The following is a 16,360-nucleotide window of genomic DNA, read 5'->3' as shown; positions in this document are numbered from 1 at the left end:
TTNTTTTATTTATACTTATTTAGTAAATCGTCATATTCCGTCCAAAAGTTTGTATACATCCTTTGATCAAACTCATCTAAAATTATCTTGTCACTTGATTTATTAAATAATTCTTTTGCTTGTAGTGCAAAAGAAACAATTTGTCTTCTATATTCATTTTCATTCAATTCTATATGAATCCTTCATAGTATATAGCCTTTTGATCAGTAGAAATAACTTTGACAAAGTCCTTTAAAATCACGTTTTTACCTATATGGTTTATAGTCCAATGAATTGAAATTGGGCATCCTAACATTAGCATAGTGCCACATCCGTGCAAAATAAGCCCCTCTTCATTTTCAATATCACAAATATATTCTTTATCTAAAGTTCGTAACAAAGCTAAAGCTGATTCACTTATTCCCCATTCCTCATCCATACCTGCCTGCGTAATAATCGTTCCAGCCATATTTAAATATATTTCTCCATGAGAACATAAATCTTCCTGCTCATTAAACAACCATTTTTGATTCTCAATATTTATAATAAAATTTTGTGGTACCATTACAAATTCCCCTTTTATAAAAATATTTATTTTCCATATTATTTATAATCAATATCATGCATTTCATCCCATATATCTATTATAAATCCATTTAATATTTTAAAAACACAGATAAAAAAGATATTGACACTAAGATTTTACAGTGCTAACATCAACATGTAATTGAATATGGTCTCTGTTAGGTGAGGCTCCTGTATAGAGAAACGCTGCTGCCCAAAAATGTCGAGAGACGCCAATGGGTCAACAGGAAAGGTCGGAATGAAGGCCTTTTTTAACGTAGCTGGTTTCAGTACCTATGCTATACAGTGCTAAAACTCAACGAGGGAGAGGTGCATGTATTTTGTCATACACAAAAACTGTTTTTATTTATATCTACTAACAGTCTTTGTTGTGGACTCTTTTAACTGCGAATTCAGACCTTTACTCGTTTTGAGTAAAGGTCTTTTTACGTCTATATGCACCTTACTATGAAACAAACATAGCATATTCAGAAACTACTAAATTGTACGGAGGTGAGGAACAGTTGGCAATTGATGATTCGGCCCAGATACCCATACGTTTTACATTCATATTTCATCATGTAGGTAGGAAAGAAACTGTTCCTCACCATTTCAAATAGTTAGGTAACAGATTGTTTCCTCCTTCATGACAGAGGAGGAACTACCGATGTTTAATTTACAAAGACAAGAAACAAAGCATGCTTATGAGCAAGATAGCATGAAAACAAATAACGAATTATTAGTGGAGGTTGCAACACAAGATGTAAGCTCTGCGTTAAAACTTTTAGAAACAACACAAGATGGATTATCTAAACAAGAAGCGTCTCGTAGACTTTCTTTATATGGTCCGAATGAAATAGCTCATAATAAAATGGCGCCGTGGTACATTCAATTTCTATTGGCATTTAAAAATCCATTTATTTTCGTTTTATTAGCTCTTGGAGCACTCTCCTTTTTCACAGATGATATGCAAGGAACGATTGTCGTATCTGTAATGGTCCTACTTAGTGCAACGATTCGGTTCTCCCAAGAATTTCGTTCTCAAAAAGCTGCCGATAAGTTAAAAGCTATGGTTCGAACAACTGCGAGCGTATTTAGAATAAATGGATTTGTACATGAAACAAAAAATGTAAAGAATTTAAACCGAAATTACACAACAGAAATTCCAATTGAGGAACTTGTACCTGGCGATATTATTTCCCTTTCAGCTGGTGATATCGTTCCAGCTGATGTGCGTGTTGTATCCGCTAAAGATTTATTTGTTAATCAATCTTCTTTGACAGGGGAAGCACTTCCTGTAGAAAAATACGAACACTGCTACCATACAGAAAATAAGCATATCTTACCGAAAAACATAGAAAAAAATTACAATCCACTCGATATGGAAAACCTTTGTTTCATGGGAACAAATATTGTAAGTGGCAGCGCAAAAGCTGTTGTCATCTCAACAAGTACCGATACGTATTTCGGCTCTTTAGCAAATAAGGTAATTGGAAAGCGTGTAGAAACAAGCTTTGATAAAGGTGTAAACAAAGTAAGCTGGCTCTTAATTACATTCATGCTTATTATGGCACCTATTGTCCTTCTCATTAATGGATTCACAAAAGGAGATTGGCAAGAAGCTTTCTTCTTCGCTATTGCCGTTGCTGTTGGCCTTACACCTGAAATGTTACCAATGATTGTAACTGCTAATTTAGCTAAAGGTGCCGTTAACATGTCTAAACAAAAAGTAATTGTAAAACAGCTAAATTCTATTCAAAACTTAGGTGCTATGAACATTCTTTGTACAGATAAAACCGGAACTTTAACAGAAGATAAAGTGGTCCTTGTTCGTCACTTAGATCCCAAGGGAAATGAATGCAATCGCGTCTTGCAATTTGCCTATTTAAATAGTTTCTATCAAACTGGATTGAAAAATTTAATAGATAAAGCTGTTATTAAGCATACAGAGGAAAACAATAAATTTAATCCATCAGCTTTTCAAAAGCTAGATGAAATTCCATTCGATTTCGCCCGCCGGCGTATGTCAGTTATCGTAAAGGATATTTCAGGTGAACATACAATGGTTTGTAAAGGTGCCGTAGAAGAAATTTTATCAATTTGTAACTACACTGAAGTGGATGAAAAAATCGTTCCACTCACCGAGGAAATACGTTCAAATGTCAAAAAACTAAGTGAGACACTAAATAGTGAAGGTATGCGAGTTATTGCTGTGGCTTATAAAAAAGATAGAAGAATAAATGATACAGAGTACGCAGTAAAAGACGAAACTGATATGATTCTCAGTGGATATATCGGCTTTTTAGATCCACCGAAACCATCTGCAGCAGCTGCAATTCAAGCATTACAAAAACATGGTGTACAAGTGAAAATTTTAACTGGCGATAACGAAATTGTTACAAGAAAGGTTTGTAAAGAAGTTGGATTAGATATCGGCGAACCAACCCTCGGTTACGAGATTGATTCTTTACCAGATAAAGCATTAGCAAAACTTGCTGAAGAAACGACTGTATTTGCGAAGCTTAATCCAATGCAAAAATCTCGTATTATACACGCATTACAAGGAAATGGACACACTGTAGGTTACATGGGAGACGGCATTAACGATGCTGTAGCATTACGTGAAGCTGATGTCGGAATATCTGTTAATACTGCTACTGATATTGCGAAAGAAGCTTCCGATATTATTCTACTCGAAAAAAGTTTAACTATATTAGAAGCAGGTATTTTAGAAGGACGTACTACATTCGGAAATATTTTAAAATATATTAAGATGACAGCTAGCTCTAACTTCGGTAATGTGTTTAGCGTGTTAGTAGCAAGTGCTTTCATTCCTTTTTTACCGATGCTTGCCATTCATCTTTTAATTCAAAACTTACTTTATGATATTTCACAACTTTCTATTCCATGGGACAAAATGGATAAAGAGTTTCTAGAAAAACCACGAAAATGGGATACTGCAAACTTACGAAGCTTCATTATTTCTATCGGCCCAATTAGTTCCGTATTTGATATTATCACATACGTAGTCATGTGGAATGTATTTGGTGCAAATACACCGAGCGAGCAATCATTATTCCAGTCCGGTTGGTTTGTCGTTGGATTGTTAACACAAACTTTAATTGTTCACATGATAAGAACACAAAAGATTCCATTTATTCAAAGCACTGCATCAACACCAGTCGTTTTATTAACCGCTCTTATTATGGCAATCGGGATTTATATTCCATTCTCACCACTTGGTGCAGCCGTTGGTTTGCAAGCATTGCCACTTAACTACTTCCCTTGGGTAGTAGGAATACTATTAGGCTACGCTTTTTTAACACAGTTCCTAAAAAGCTTTATATTAAAAAGTTTCATAGCTGGTTGTAAAAATAAGAATGAGTGGGTATTCCCCGCTCATTCTAAAAAACATAACACATATTTATATATGGAGGTGACCATGATGGTATGGTACGACATTGTATTCAGATTAGTTATCGCAATTATTGTAGGAGCTTGCATTGGAATGGAAAGACAATGGAGACACCGAATGGCTGGGTTACGGACAAATGCTCTCGTATCACTTGGTACCTGTATAATAGGAAAGGTGTCATGATTTTACTACTTCATGACACCTTCTACATAAATTTATTTTCTAACTTTTGTTGAAACGACTTCTCTTGCTTACGTAGTAGTTGACTACCTCGTTGTAAAATCGGTGTTCCATACTTATCATTAATTTGATCAATGACAGCAAGTAGTGGTTCTTTTTTCGCATCCTCTTCAAATGAAAACAAATCTAATTGTTTCACCGATTCTGTCTTCCACTCTATTTCAGTAGCTGTAACACCTAGTAAACGAACGGAATCACCATCCCAATGTTGCTTCCATAAACGGGATGCTGCTTGAAAAATATCGCGTTCTTCCCAAATTGCATTTTTCAATTGCTTACTCCGTGTTACTGTTCGCCTATCATGGTATTTAATCATAATTTGAATATTATAGCTGACAAGGGTTCGCTTTTGTAATCTTTTACTCACTGATTTTGATAAACGTTCTAACATATCAAGCAATTCTTTCTCTTCATCCATATCCTTTGAAAAAGTCATCGAGTTACCGACACTTTTATGTTGGCCCATTTGACTCGGATCCACTTCCCTATCATCCGTACCTTTTGCACGCTTTTGTAAATCAATACCGTGCTTCCCAATTTTAGCGCGAATGATATGCTCGTCTCCCTTCGCTAACTGTTCAATTGTATGTATATGAATTTCATTTAATTTTTCAGCTGTTTTTTCTCCAATCCCATGCATTGCTTCAACTGGAAGTGTCCAAATCATTTCTGGAATATCACGTTTTCGAAGTACGGTAATACCGAGAGGTTTTTTCATATCAGAAGCTGTTTTTGCTAGGAAAAGATTTGGAGCAATTCCGATACTACACGGAAGCTGCAACTCTGTTAATAGTGCTTGTTGAATCATCTTTGCTATTTCAAGAGGCGAACCAAGTGCGTAGCAATCTGTAATATCTAAATATCCTTCATCTATTGAGACTGGTTGTATCTTTTCTGTAAAACGGGAAAGGACTTGAAACATTTGAAATGAAGCTTCGCGATATAATGTGAAATTAGGACGCCTTACAACTAATTGCGGGCATAACCTTTTCGCTTCCCAAAGGGGCATCGTCGTACGTATTCCGTATTCTCTCGCCTCATAACTACATGTTATAATAATTCCTTTTCTCTCTTTTTCATTTCCAGCAACCGCTAATGGCTTTCCTTGTAATGATGGATCATGAGCAATTTCAACAGATGCGAAAAAGCAATTCATATCTACATGTAAAATAACACGACCATTTTTCGGATACATTTCTCGCATAGTACTCACTCCCTAATCAGAACGTTCGTTCTTTCATTATATCAAATTTTGCACAATAGTTATAATAATTACTTGTTCTTTTTTATAATCGATATATATGTGAAAGGGTCTGATTATGATGAGATCAGCTAATAAAGTGAAACTTTAATCAGCCTCACCAATCGGGTTTTTGCGGGCAGCAGGGCCCCCACTTAACTTCTTTACTTTCGCAGAATTTTGAGGTAGGGAGCTTACTGTCCGGCAAATAGCGGGATAAACTCAACTATACATTCCTTGTAGTTATATTAATCATTGCAATTAATTATTTACTACTTCCGATTTTCAATATGAATACGTTAGGATTATTCCTTCGTCTAGTACATGTAGCAACAACGTATATACTTCCATAGGTTTTCTTATATTGGCTTATACGTCTTGTCAAAGCAATCGAATCAAAATAAAAAGCGTGTAAATCACAATTGATTTACACGCTTTTTCTATTTCATTACTTCGCTACTTCTTCAATAATTGCAACAACTAATTCTGCTGTTTTTGCTAATTCTTCAACAGGAATCTTCTCGTTTGTTGTATGAATTTCTTCATAACCAACTGCTAAGTTAACTGTTGGGATACCATGTCCTGCAATTACGTTTGCATCACTTCCGCCACCACTTTGGTGAAGAGAAGGTGTACGACCAATTTTTTCAGCTGCACGTTTTGCAACTTCTACAACGTGATCGCCATCAGCAAATTTAAATCCTGGGTACATAACGTTTACTTCAACGTCTGCATACCCGCCCATTTCTTTTGCAGTTGTTTCAAATGCTTCTTTCATTTTCGCAACTTGTGCTTCCATTTTCTCATTGATTAAAGAACGAGCTTCTGCAAAGATTTGTACATGATCGCAAACGATATTCGTTTGTGTACCACCTTCAAAACGCCCAATATTTGCAGTCGTTTCAGAGTCAATGCGACCAAGTGGCATCTTCGCAATTGCTTTCGCTGCGATAGTAATTGCAGATACACCTTTCTCCGGCGCTACACCAGCGTGAGCTGTTTTTCCGCGAATAATTGCGTTCACTTTCGCTTGTGTTGGAGCTGCAACAACGATTTCACCAACTTTTCCATCGCTATCTAATGCGTAGCCATATTTCGCTGTAATACGCTCACGGTCTAATGCTTTTGCACCAACAAGACCTGATTCTTCTCCGACTGTAATAATAAATTCAATTTTACCATGAGGGATATTTTTCTCTTTTAAAACACGGATTGCTTCGAACATTGATGCTAATCCAGCTTTATCATCCGCACCTAAAATTGTTGTACCATCTGATACGATATATCCATCTTTAATAGAAGGCTTAATTCCATTACCAGGAACTACTGTATCCATATGAGAAGTAAAGTAAATTGTATCAACACCATCTTTTGTTGCTGGTAAAGTACAAATTAAGTTACCTGCACCATGACCAGTTACAGCCATTGTGTCATCTTCAAATACTTCTACACCTAAATCTGTGAATTTCTTCGTTAATACTTTGCAGATTTCTGCTTCAAATTTCGTTTCAGAATCTACTTGTACTAATTCCATAAATTCATTTACTAAACGTTCTTGATTAATCATAAGACTGCGCCTCCTGCACTACCATTATGTATGTAACACTATTAATTATAACAGAATTTCGCAAAAGTTTCGAAATACAAGACAAAAAACAGATGGTTTACATGTCTAGATAACCATCTGCTTTCTATTACTCATTTAACAATACCCAGCGCATATGATCTTCCCACACGCCATTTACCATTAACATCTTCCTAGACACGCCTTCATATTGAAAACCTATCTTCGTTACTACTTGTATAGATGCTAAATTACGAGGCATAATCGGAGCTTCTATACGATGTAACTGAAATTCCCCAAAAGCAACTTGAATTGCTTTTCTAAGCGCTTCTGTCGTATACCCTTTGTTTAACTCTGCTTTATCTAATTTATAACTGAGTACACAAGATTGATAAATGCCACGAACGATTAAATTAAATGAAATACATCCAATTATTTTCGTATCATCACCCTTTTTAAAAATCCATAGTCTGATGATTTTCCCTTCTTCGAACTCTTTTCTATCCTTTTGCAACTTTTTCTTTTGATAATCTAGCGTAAAAAAATCATCCGGTCTATACTCTTCCCAAGCTTTTAAAAATTCACGATTTCTGTCGTAATATTGAAGAACTGTTTCAGCATACGACTCATCAATTTCCCTTAAGTATAAACGATCTGTTTCGTATATTTTCATCATCGTATCTCCATTCTTCAGCTTGCCCAACTAAAAATTAACAATATACCCTTTTACTATATTCTCTACACACTCTCAAATTTCCTGTTATATTTTGCAATCCCCTCCCGAATTTTGTCCTCACTCTCCCCTTGTCCATAATTTCATTTCTCGTTACAATGAAATTGTACTGATTTGCAAGGAGGTATAACGATGCATAAAAAAGCTCAAAAAGTTATGGTTTATGTGATGCTAATTTCTATGCTTGTAACAACATTACTTGCTGGCGCGAGTATGTTTTGGTAAAAAGGGCGATGTGTTCGTCCTTTTTTTACTTTTTACACATAACAAAATAAACCATCTCGACATCGAGATGGTTTATTTTATATAAAACACAATCGCTACAATACTAAAGGAAAATGACATTACAAGCGCTATTACAAAACTTGTATATTGTTTCTGCTGAAATGCCCCAATAACAAAAGTGAGATTAAGTAATGCCATACATACAATCGCTACAAGATAAGAACATATATTAAAAGTTGCCAATATGAATGTAATAACAAATAGAAATCCCATAAAAAACTGCATATACGAAAGTTTTGGATTCAAGTACATATGAGCAACCCCTTTATCTAATTTTATCTTTCTATACTCTCATTAACGCACGGTTATGTACACATGTCAAGACAACTTATTATAATAGAAAAAGCCAACCTTTTCGTTGGCTTTTTCATATGCAACGGCTCCTTTTTCTTTTGCCAATTGCTGAAATGATTTTTTCGATTTCACAATCCATACTTTCGTTCCAATTGGAATGCGATCAAACAAATATTCCACATCGTTTTTCTTCATTCTTATACACCCTTGTGAAATATACTTTCCAATTGAACTCGGTTGGTTTGTTCCATGTATTCCATATTTACTTCCATCAGTTCCTCTTGCATTAAATCCAATCCACCTTGACCCAAGTGGATTTTTTGGCGATCCACCTGGAATATCCTTCGCAATGTAATACGGATCCTTTGCTTTCATTACAACATCAAAATTTCCTTCTGGAGTTAATTCATTCGTTTTCCCTGTCGCTACTGGAAAAACCTTTTGAATCTTTCCATCGTCAATGTAAGCTAATTTATTCGTTGCTTTATTTACAATAATAAAAGTATCTCCGGCACGTGGATTATCCCCAAGAGGCCAAATCGGCGATAAAGAAAGACATAATATGATAGAGAGAAGATACGGCATAGATAATTCCTACCTTCTATATAAGTTCTTTTATATTATCCTTTCCCTTAAAGCGACTTTTAATGAGTAAATATTGTTCCATTTCATACACAAGTTGAACAAGTTTCGCACGTATCTCAAATTCTTCGCGTGTAGCTGGCAATGGCATGTCTCTAAATAATCCCCTCATTTCTTGAAGCTGCCTTAAGGAAATAACGCCAGTACTCTCAGGGCTAATAGCATTACCAATGTTTTCAACAACATCTGCAATCATGTCAGCTTGTTCATATGTCCACGATAAAGAAGCTGCTAGTGGTATCATTCGCTCTAAAATTTCGAATTGTTGCATACGCATATTAAAATAACGATAGTAATAATCATCTTCTCGCATAAATGCATTCTCAAGTTTTTTAAACGATAAATCTCTTGCTTCATTTAACATATTCTCGGTTTCAATGAGTTCTGCTCCACTCCAACTACTTTCTCGATTTCGTAAATACACAACCATTTCAAACAAAATCGTTTTAAAATTATTCTCTATTTTATCCTGATACTCTTTTAGCTTATTTTCACTACTCGGCATATACATATTTACTAATAACGCCACGCTAATCCCTATCGTTAATATAGCAATTTCATTTCCAACTATAAGCCATGTAATTTGCTTCAATGAATATAGATGCATAACAATAACTGAACTCGTGACAATACCTTCTTGAATTTTAAGCATTACTGCAGTCGGAATAAATGTAAGTAACAATATGCTAATTGCAAGTGGTGTATAGCCAATCGTTTCAAAAATACAAAACGCGAATGCCATTGATAATACACACGCTAGAAAACGATGTAACGACACTTGAAGTGATTTGCGCTTCGTATTTTGTACACATAAAATAACTAAAATGCCTGCTGAACTATAAAATTCTAACCCTAATAACTGAGCAATAAAAACTGCCGCACCTGTCCCTATTGCTGTTTTTACTGTACGATATCCAATTTTAAACATATCATTACTCCTATATGTATAAACGTATTTACAGCTAGTATAAAAAAAGGATGACACAATGTCATCCTTTTCTACTTATTATTCACATAACCTTTTCATATTACAATATTTTTTGTAAAAATTGTTGCGCACGTTCACTTTTCGGCGCTGCAAAAAATTCTTCTGGCGCACTATCTTCTACAAGCTTTCCTCCGTCCAAGAAAAGAACACGATCTGCCACTTCTTTTGCAAAGCCCATTTCATGTGTAACGATAGCCATCGTCATTCCTGTCGTAACTAACGATTTCATAACTTCTAACACTTCTTTCACCATCTCTGGATCTAGCGCCGATGTCGGTTCATCAAATAACATAACTTCCGGTTCCATCGCTAACGCTCTTGCAATTGCTACACGTTGCTTTTGTCCTCCCGAAAGACGATTTGGATACGTATCTTTTTTATCTACTAATCCAACCTTTTCTAAAAGTTTCTCAGCTTTCTTTTCAGCTTCTTGCTTCGTTACCCCTTTTACATTGATAGGAGCATACATAATATTTTCTAATACAGTCATATGAGGAAATAAGTGAAAATGTTGAAATACCATACCGACATTTTCACGAACATGCATAACATTCGTTTTCGGATTCGTTACTTCTTCCGTCCCAATCCAAATGTGACCATCCGTTGGTGCTTCTAACATATTCATACAACGTAAAAATGTTGATTTTCCTGATCCAGAAGGCCCTATAATTGCGACTACTTCCCCTTTTTCAATTGTTGTTGTAATTCCTTTTAATACTTCGTTTTTACCAAATGATTTATGAAGGTTTTCAATTTTAATCACTTTTCTTCATTCTCCCTTCAATTGCCTTCCCGACTAATGTAAGAATAATGACTAACATATAATAAATCAGTCCAACAAAAAGTAATGGTTCAAGATATTTAAATGTCTCACCGCCTACAATGTAAGCACGACGCATTAAATCAGTCGCGCCTATTACTGTTACTACAGCCGATTCTTTCGTAAGTGTCGCAAATTCGTTCACAAGCGCTGGTAATATATTTTTTAATGCTTGAGGGAAAATAATATTTCTCATCATTTTTCCGTACGGTATCCCTAAAGCCATTGCTGCTTCTGTTTGTCCTTTATCAACCGCTTGAATACCAGCACGAATTACTTCTGACATGTATGCACCTGAATTTAAGCTAAATGCAAGTACAGCAGCTAAAAATGCTGGTATTTCATAACCAATTATTTGTGGGACGCCGAAATAAATAATCATTAATTGCAATACAAGGGGTGTACCACGAAAAATTGATGTATAAAAATCTGCTGCTATATTTAATGCTCGTATTCTAGCAATTTTACAAAGTGCTAATAGCGTTCCTAAAATAAATCCTGCTAAAGCTGATACTGCTACAATTTTCAAAGTAACTTCTAAACCTTTTAGTATATATGGTATCGAAGGCGTAATCGCCGAAAAATCTAAGTTCATTCTTTTCATTCCCCTCACAGAAAAGTGAAAGGCAGCTTATTTTCCGCTGCCAAACCATTTCTTCACTAATTTATCCATTTCTCCATTTTCTTGCATTTTTTTAATTACTTTATTAAATTCAGCTGTTTTATCACTGTTTTTCGGAAGGGCAATTGCTGCTCCAACTTCTTCTGGTGCTTCTTTAATTTCAATTCCTTGTAAATCTTTCATTTTCTCTAAATAATTTTTAGCAACTGTATCTTCTATAATTGCAGCGTCAAAACGACCAGCTTTAATTTCTTGTACGATTTCTGGTATACGGTCACGTCCCTCAACTTGGAAATCTACTTGTTTTTTAAATTCTGCAGCTTTCTCTTCTTGAATAGACCCTGTTTGTACCCCTACTTTTTTCCCTTTTAAATCCTCTACAGATTTAATGTTAGAATCCTTTTTAGAAACGACCATATTTTTCGCAACAAAATAAATATCTGTAAAATCAACATTATTTTTACGCTCTGCAGTTGGCGTCATACCTGCCATTACGAAATCAACTTTTCCTGAACTAAGAGATGCTAATAAACCACCAAAATCCATATCTTTCACTTTCACTTCATACCCAAGTTCTTTTCCGATATATTTAGCAACATCAACATCAAAGCCAATAATTTCATCGCTCTTTGACGCATCTACATATTCATAAGGTTTATAATCTGCTGAAGTTCCCATTACGAGTACTTTTTTATTTCCTTTTGTTTCTTTCGATTCCCCATTACTACAAGCGCTGAATATACTTACACTTAAAATAAGTGCAAACGATATTGATACTAACTTCTTCATCTTTCTTCCCCCTAATAATGTATATTTAAAAGTTTAATAGAATATTTATTCGATGTTTGTATTGTATCAGCACTTTTATTTTTATGCAATATATAAAATAAAAATAAATAATATAACAATACAAATGCTGTTTGTTATGTATAAAATGATGCATAAAATAACATAACTATGCATATCTCAGAAATTTTAATAATAAATAAAAAAGGCGGCACATCCACTTGATTGTGGACGTGCCGCCTTTTCTCTTATTTTTTATAGTTCTTCACAATTCTCTTCGAAATACGATTGTAATTTCGCAATAACTTGCATCGGTTCATGACCTTCAATTTCATGACGCTCTACCATCGTTACAATTTTTCCATCTTTTAATAAAGCAAATGATGGAGAAGAAGGTGGGTACCCTTCGAAATATTCACGCGCTCTTGCTGTCGCTTCTTTATCTTGACCTGCAAACACCGTTACAAGGTGGTTAGGACGTTTATCATAATGTACGGAATGCGCAGCAGCAGGACGAGCAATACCACCTGCACAACCACATACAGAGTTTACCATTACAAGTGTTGTTCCATTTCTTTTAAACGCTTCTTCTACCGCTTCTGGCGTCGTCAATTCTGTATATCCAGCAGAGACAATCTCTTCACGCGCTTGGCGGACAACATCATTCATAAAAAAGTTAAAATTAATCACTCTTTTCCCTCCTCTAAAACTACCTATTTGTATCTTACCAGTTAATGTTTATGAAATACAAGTAAGTTTACTTGTATTTAAGTATAGAAAAGGTGTTAGAGCTCTTGCTCTAACACCTTTTCTTTAATGACCACGATGTTTTTGCTTTGCTTTTTGTACTTTCATTAAACGTCTTCTTTCTTTTTCAGCTTCTCGCTTCTCTTTAGACTGCAGTTTCTTTTCTTGTTTATGCAATTCATAAGATAAACTAATCGCCTCTTGCGCCTTAGTAAAACGTTTAATAGTTGTTTCTTTTGCTGCTTGTCGTATGATACGCTTTATGTTTTTAGGACGCTGTTTTTCTTTAACTTCTACACCACATTTTGCAAAGTGCTGAAAATGCTCTAAAAGTGAACCATTCACAAACATAAGCACTTCTTCATCTGACGGTTCCGCCCCAAAAATATACCTCGCCCCATACAATTTCCCTTTTTCTTTACATGTAATGATTCCAACAAAAAATTGGCCATCGTGATATACTGTCAAATCCATTGACAGCCCCTCCTTTAAAAGATTAGAAATACGGGACATCCCGGAGGGGAAGGTTACTGACATGAAATCATGCGTCTGGACTACCAACCAGAGCTGTGTTTTTGTATTTCTTTCACTATTATTATATCTTTTTTTCCATAATCTTCATATATTCAGCAATCATTTTTTTATGCGATCCTACAATATAGTCAGGTAGTTCTGTTACTGAAAAGAATTTAAGCTGAACTGCTTCTTCTTTATTCATAACAAAATCCCCTTCGTATTCATCCGTATAATAGGCGGTTGTTACAGATTGAAATTCATCACCGTTTTCTAATTTTGTAAAGTAGTTCGCTCCAGAAAATACATTGATTAGTCGCAAGTTCTTCACTTTTATTCCTGTCTCTTCATATACTTCACGATAAGCTGTTTCTTCTGGTGATTCACTAAGCTCCATTAGCCCGCCAGGTAGCCCCCATTTTCCGTACGGCTCTGTCCGCTGCTGCAATAAAACATATCCATTTTCATTTATAACGAGTACAACAGCACCAACTAAAATTAAAGGGCGATGACCAACTATTTTTCGTAATTCTTCTACATATCCCACCGTATCGCCTCCTTTTTCGTTGTCCACACTATTGTATCATATGTACGAAACGACAAAATGCGTATATTTTTCATTTTTTTAACAAAATATTTATTTTATGTGATTCATCTACTGTAGCTAACATAATAGATTCGACTTCTGTACTCTCCTCTAGAAATTCTCTCGCCCACGCTTCTGTTTTTCCTAATAATGCAAGAACATCTTTCTGTATCCTCCCATCCTTTACTAATACAAAAGAAACTGGAGATTTTTTTCCCGCCACTTTAAGATCAAGCCGCGAAACTGCTTCATATTCTGGATACCGAAATATAGAAACGACACCGTTTGCTTCCCATAACGCTAATTTAATCGTTTGAATATCGCTCACATTTCGCATACGAAGTTCCGAAAACAAATATTCCAAGGTAATTCTCGCCTTTTTCAAATTGCTAAAATCAATGGAACCATTATGTATAAGAATAATAGGTGCTGGCTCTAAAAAACGTCTCCATCTATCCCATTTCAGCATTAAAACTGAGCTTATAATATGAAGTACAACAAGTATGAACGTTGTAATCATCGAGCCCAGTAACCCTACTTTTTCATCAGACAATGCGTTAGAAATATTCCCACCAAGCAATAACACTAATACAACATCTAAAAAACGAAGTTGTGCGATAGACCTTTGCCCCATCGCTTTCGCAACTAATATTAAAAATATGTATGCTATAATAGCCCGAATAACCCATTCACTAGTAGAAAGATGCCGTGCTCCTTCAAAAATATGCATATGCATCACTTTGCACTCCTTACCCGTCTCAAACTGCTATCCTGTTTAGTTTGCAACGTTTATGAGCATATATGTAAAAAAGCTGGTTCGTTTAAAAACGAACCAGCTTTTTTTACTTAACTGAAAACATATATTTTTTATAAGTTTTCCGTACCGATAATATGAGCCCCATCATAATCATATTTGAGAATAAGGAACTCCCCCCATACGATAAGAAAGGTAATGCAATACCTTTTACAGGCATTAATCCAACGATCATACCGATGTTTTGGAATATTTGAACTGTTAATATACCGATTGATCCAGCGCATAATAATGTACCAAATAAATTATCAGCGGAATAACCAATAATAATTGTTCGATATAGTAGTAATAGGAACAAGAAGACAACTAAGGCTGCTACGATAAATCCACCTTCTTCGGCAATTGTAGCGAAAATAAAGTCAGTATGCTTCTCTGGGATATAGACGCTTCCTCCCCCAAACCCTTTACCTTCCATTCCTCCACTACCTACAGCTAAAATCGATTGTTGCGTTTGATAACCTTGATCTGCATTTTCAAATGGATTTAACCAACCTACAATACGCGACTGTTGGTGAGGCTTTAGTAAAGTAACTAAATTATTATAGAAAAAGTCTTGATACTTAAAGAAAATAAATATTAAAGCAGATAATATGGTCAACGGAATAACTGTACATAATGCTATCAATTTCTTTTGAATACCTGACATAAATAAAATACATGCAATAGCAGCAGCATATAAGAACACCATACCTGTATCAGGTTGACTATATACAACCGCCATAGGTGGAAGTGACACTAGCATAATTTTACCTACTAGCTTTAAATCTGTTTGGAATGTCCTTGCCATATACTGTGCATTATGTTTCACTGCTATACTCGCTACTACAAGTAGCAATGCAATTTTGAAAAACTCAGACGGCTGAATTTGCCCAAATACTGGGAAAACAAACCATCTTTTTGCACCTAATTTTTCAGGTGTAAAACCTGATGGTGGTAATACTTTCAAAAGAATAAGTGAAGCAAATCCAGCAATATAAAGCGGCCACGATAATTTTTGCAATTGATCTAAGTCGATGCTTGCAACAAGAAGTAACAATACAACCCCAATTATGTAGTTAACACCTTGTTTCATAGCAAAGTTTGCAGCTCCATACTGTCCCGTTTGCTGACTGCTATATATAGCAGCTATACTCGTCACACATAGTGCACACAAAATTAAAATTAATTTTACATCTAAACTTTTTAGAAACTCGGTACTTCTTTTCATGACATCCTCCTGAAACATTGTTACGGCAAAAATAAAAAACCAGGAGTCAACATTCTTCATGTTTTGACGACTGATTACACATTATCTATAAAACACTTATATAGAATAACTCTCTTTTTCATACAATACAATATATTATACTACAGTTTCATCAGTAAGATTTGCCAAAAAAATTATTCTTTTCTTATTTTATATCCATATACCATATATCAGCAATGTATTTTCGTAAATTCCTAATACATAATCGTTTATTGTAAGATTACTGGGAAAGATATTTATACATATAGTAGGATGTAGATGAAGAAATAAGATAATAAAAAG

Annotated in this window: 16 protein-coding genes, 2 pseudogenes and 1 riboswitch; of the genes and pseudogenes, 3 read left to right on the top strand and 15 right to left on the bottom strand. The window is 35.1% G+C overall.

What is annotated here, in order from left to right:
• Positions 1 to 5: 5 nt before the first annotated feature.
• Positions 6 to 544, bottom strand: a pseudogene (locus tag HMPREF1014_RS03720) (hypothetical protein).
• Positions 545 to 711: 167 nt separating this feature from the next.
• Positions 712 to 879, top strand: a riboswitch (M-box (ykoK) riboswitch).
• A gap of 331 nt (positions 880 to 1,210) precedes the next feature.
• Here HMPREF1014_RS03720 and mgtA point away from each other — a divergent pair.
• Positions 1,211 to 3,915, top strand: a pseudogene (gene mgtA, locus HMPREF1014_RS03715) (magnesium-translocating P-type ATPase).
• A 58-nt stretch (positions 3,916 to 3,973) separates the two neighbouring features.
• Positions 3,974 to 4,141, top strand: coding sequence for an MgtC/SapB family protein (locus HMPREF1014_RS31985; RefSeq protein WP_347363546.1), 168 nt, complete (start codon positions 3,974 to 3,976; stop codon positions 4,139 to 4,141).
• 22 nt (positions 4,142 to 4,163) lie between these two features.
• Here the strand turns inward: HMPREF1014_RS31985 and HMPREF1014_RS03710 are convergent, their stop codons facing one another.
• The 3 genes from HMPREF1014_RS03710 to HMPREF1014_RS03695 all read right to left on the bottom strand — a co-directional run bounded on the left by HMPREF1014_RS03710 (position 4,164) and on the right by HMPREF1014_RS03695 (position 7,678).
• Positions 4,164 to 5,402 carry a DNA polymerase IV gene (locus HMPREF1014_RS03710; RefSeq protein ID WP_001208860.1) on the bottom strand — a complete coding sequence of 413 codons (1,239 nt, stop codon included), beginning with the start codon at positions 5,400 to 5,402 and terminating at the stop codon, positions 4,164 to 4,166.
• Between the two features lie 484 nt (positions 5,403 to 5,886).
• The gene (locus tag HMPREF1014_RS03700) at positions 5,887 to 7,005 is read right to left on the bottom strand and encodes a tripeptidase T (RefSeq protein ID WP_000609804.1); all 1,119 of its coding nucleotides are present in this window, start codon (positions 7,003 to 7,005) and stop codon (positions 5,887 to 5,889) included.
• A gap of 127 nt (positions 7,006 to 7,132) precedes the next feature.
• Positions 7,133 to 7,678 (bottom strand): GNAT family N-acetyltransferase, encoded by a 546-nt coding sequence (locus HMPREF1014_RS03695; protein ID WP_001987197.1) that lies wholly within the window; start codon positions 7,676 to 7,678, stop codon positions 7,133 to 7,135.
• 189 nt (positions 7,679 to 7,867) lie between these two features.
• Between HMPREF1014_RS03695 and prli42 the strand changes: the two genes are divergently transcribed.
• Positions 7,868 to 7,960: a stressosome-associated protein Prli42 gene (gene prli42, locus HMPREF1014_RS03690; RefSeq protein ID WP_000549040.1), complete on the top strand. Its 93-nt coding sequence runs from the start codon at positions 7,868 to 7,870 to the stop codon at positions 7,958 to 7,960.
• Positions 7,961 to 8,032: 72 nt separating this feature from the next.
• Here prli42 and HMPREF1014_RS03685 read toward each other — a convergent pair whose 3' ends face one another.
• The 11 genes from HMPREF1014_RS03685 to HMPREF1014_RS03630 all read right to left on the bottom strand — a co-directional run bounded on the left by HMPREF1014_RS03685 (position 8,033) and on the right by HMPREF1014_RS03630 (position 16,039).
• Complete coding sequence (locus HMPREF1014_RS03685) at positions 8,033 to 8,272, bottom strand: DUF3894 domain-containing protein (protein WP_000281167.1); 240 nt, start codon at positions 8,270 to 8,272, stop codon at positions 8,033 to 8,035.
• 66 nt (positions 8,273 to 8,338) lie between these two features.
• Entirely contained in the window at positions 8,339 to 8,899 is a 561-nt protein-coding gene (locus tag HMPREF1014_RS03680) for a L,D-transpeptidase (protein WP_001146570.1), read from the bottom strand.
• Between the two features lie 16 nt (positions 8,900 to 8,915).
• A complete protein-coding gene (locus HMPREF1014_RS03675; protein ID WP_000472666.1) occupies positions 8,916 to 9,884 on the bottom strand; it encodes an aromatic acid exporter family protein in 969 nt (322 codons plus the stop codon).
• A 100-nt stretch (positions 9,885 to 9,984) separates the two neighbouring features.
• On the bottom strand, positions 9,985 to 10,707 hold the full coding sequence (locus HMPREF1014_RS03670) for an amino acid ABC transporter ATP-binding protein (RefSeq protein WP_000590199.1): 723 nt from the start codon (positions 10,705 to 10,707) through the stop codon (positions 9,985 to 9,987).
• A complete protein-coding gene (locus tag HMPREF1014_RS03665; protein WP_001046915.1) occupies positions 10,700 to 11,359 on the bottom strand; it encodes an amino acid ABC transporter permease in 660 nt (219 codons plus the stop codon). Before HMPREF1014_RS03665 ends, HMPREF1014_RS03670 begins: the two co-directional genes overlap by 8 nt.
• A gap of 36 nt (positions 11,360 to 11,395) precedes the next feature.
• Positions 11,396 to 12,175, bottom strand: a complete 780-nt coding sequence (locus tag HMPREF1014_RS03660; RefSeq protein WP_000737680.1) for a transporter substrate-binding domain-containing protein — start codon at positions 12,173 to 12,175, stop codon at positions 11,396 to 11,398.
• Positions 12,176 to 12,427: 252 nt separating this feature from the next.
• Positions 12,428 to 12,841 (bottom strand): BrxA/BrxB family bacilliredoxin, encoded by a 414-nt coding sequence (locus tag HMPREF1014_RS03650; RefSeq protein ID WP_001979317.1) that lies wholly within the window; start codon positions 12,839 to 12,841, stop codon positions 12,428 to 12,430.
• A gap of 144 nt (positions 12,842 to 12,985) precedes the next feature.
• Positions 12,986 to 13,393: a YjdF family protein gene (locus tag HMPREF1014_RS03645; RefSeq protein ID WP_000366585.1), complete on the bottom strand. Its 408-nt coding sequence runs from the start codon at positions 13,391 to 13,393 to the stop codon at positions 12,986 to 12,988.
• Positions 13,394 to 13,514: 121 nt separating this feature from the next.
• A complete protein-coding gene (locus HMPREF1014_RS03640) occupies positions 13,515 to 13,979 on the bottom strand; it encodes an NUDIX hydrolase (protein WP_000542555.1) in 465 nt (154 codons plus the stop codon).
• 70 nt (positions 13,980 to 14,049) lie between these two features.
• Complete coding sequence (locus HMPREF1014_RS03635; protein WP_000550978.1) at positions 14,050 to 14,754, bottom strand: DUF421 domain-containing protein; 705 nt, start codon at positions 14,752 to 14,754, stop codon at positions 14,050 to 14,052.
• Between the two features lie 106 nt (positions 14,755 to 14,860).
• Positions 14,861 to 16,039 (bottom strand): FtsW/RodA/SpoVE family cell cycle protein, encoded by a 1,179-nt coding sequence (locus HMPREF1014_RS03630; RefSeq protein ID WP_000831181.1) that lies wholly within the window; start codon positions 16,037 to 16,039, stop codon positions 14,861 to 14,863.
• Positions 16,040 to 16,360 lie beyond the last annotated feature (321 nt).

The organism is Bacillus sp. 7_6_55CFAA_CT2 (assembly GCF_000238655.1).
GTDB classification, from domain to species: Bacteria; Bacillota; Bacilli; order Bacillales; family Bacillaceae_G; genus Bacillus_A; species Bacillus_A cereus.
This window is presented reverse-complemented; position numbering and strand designations above follow the sequence as displayed.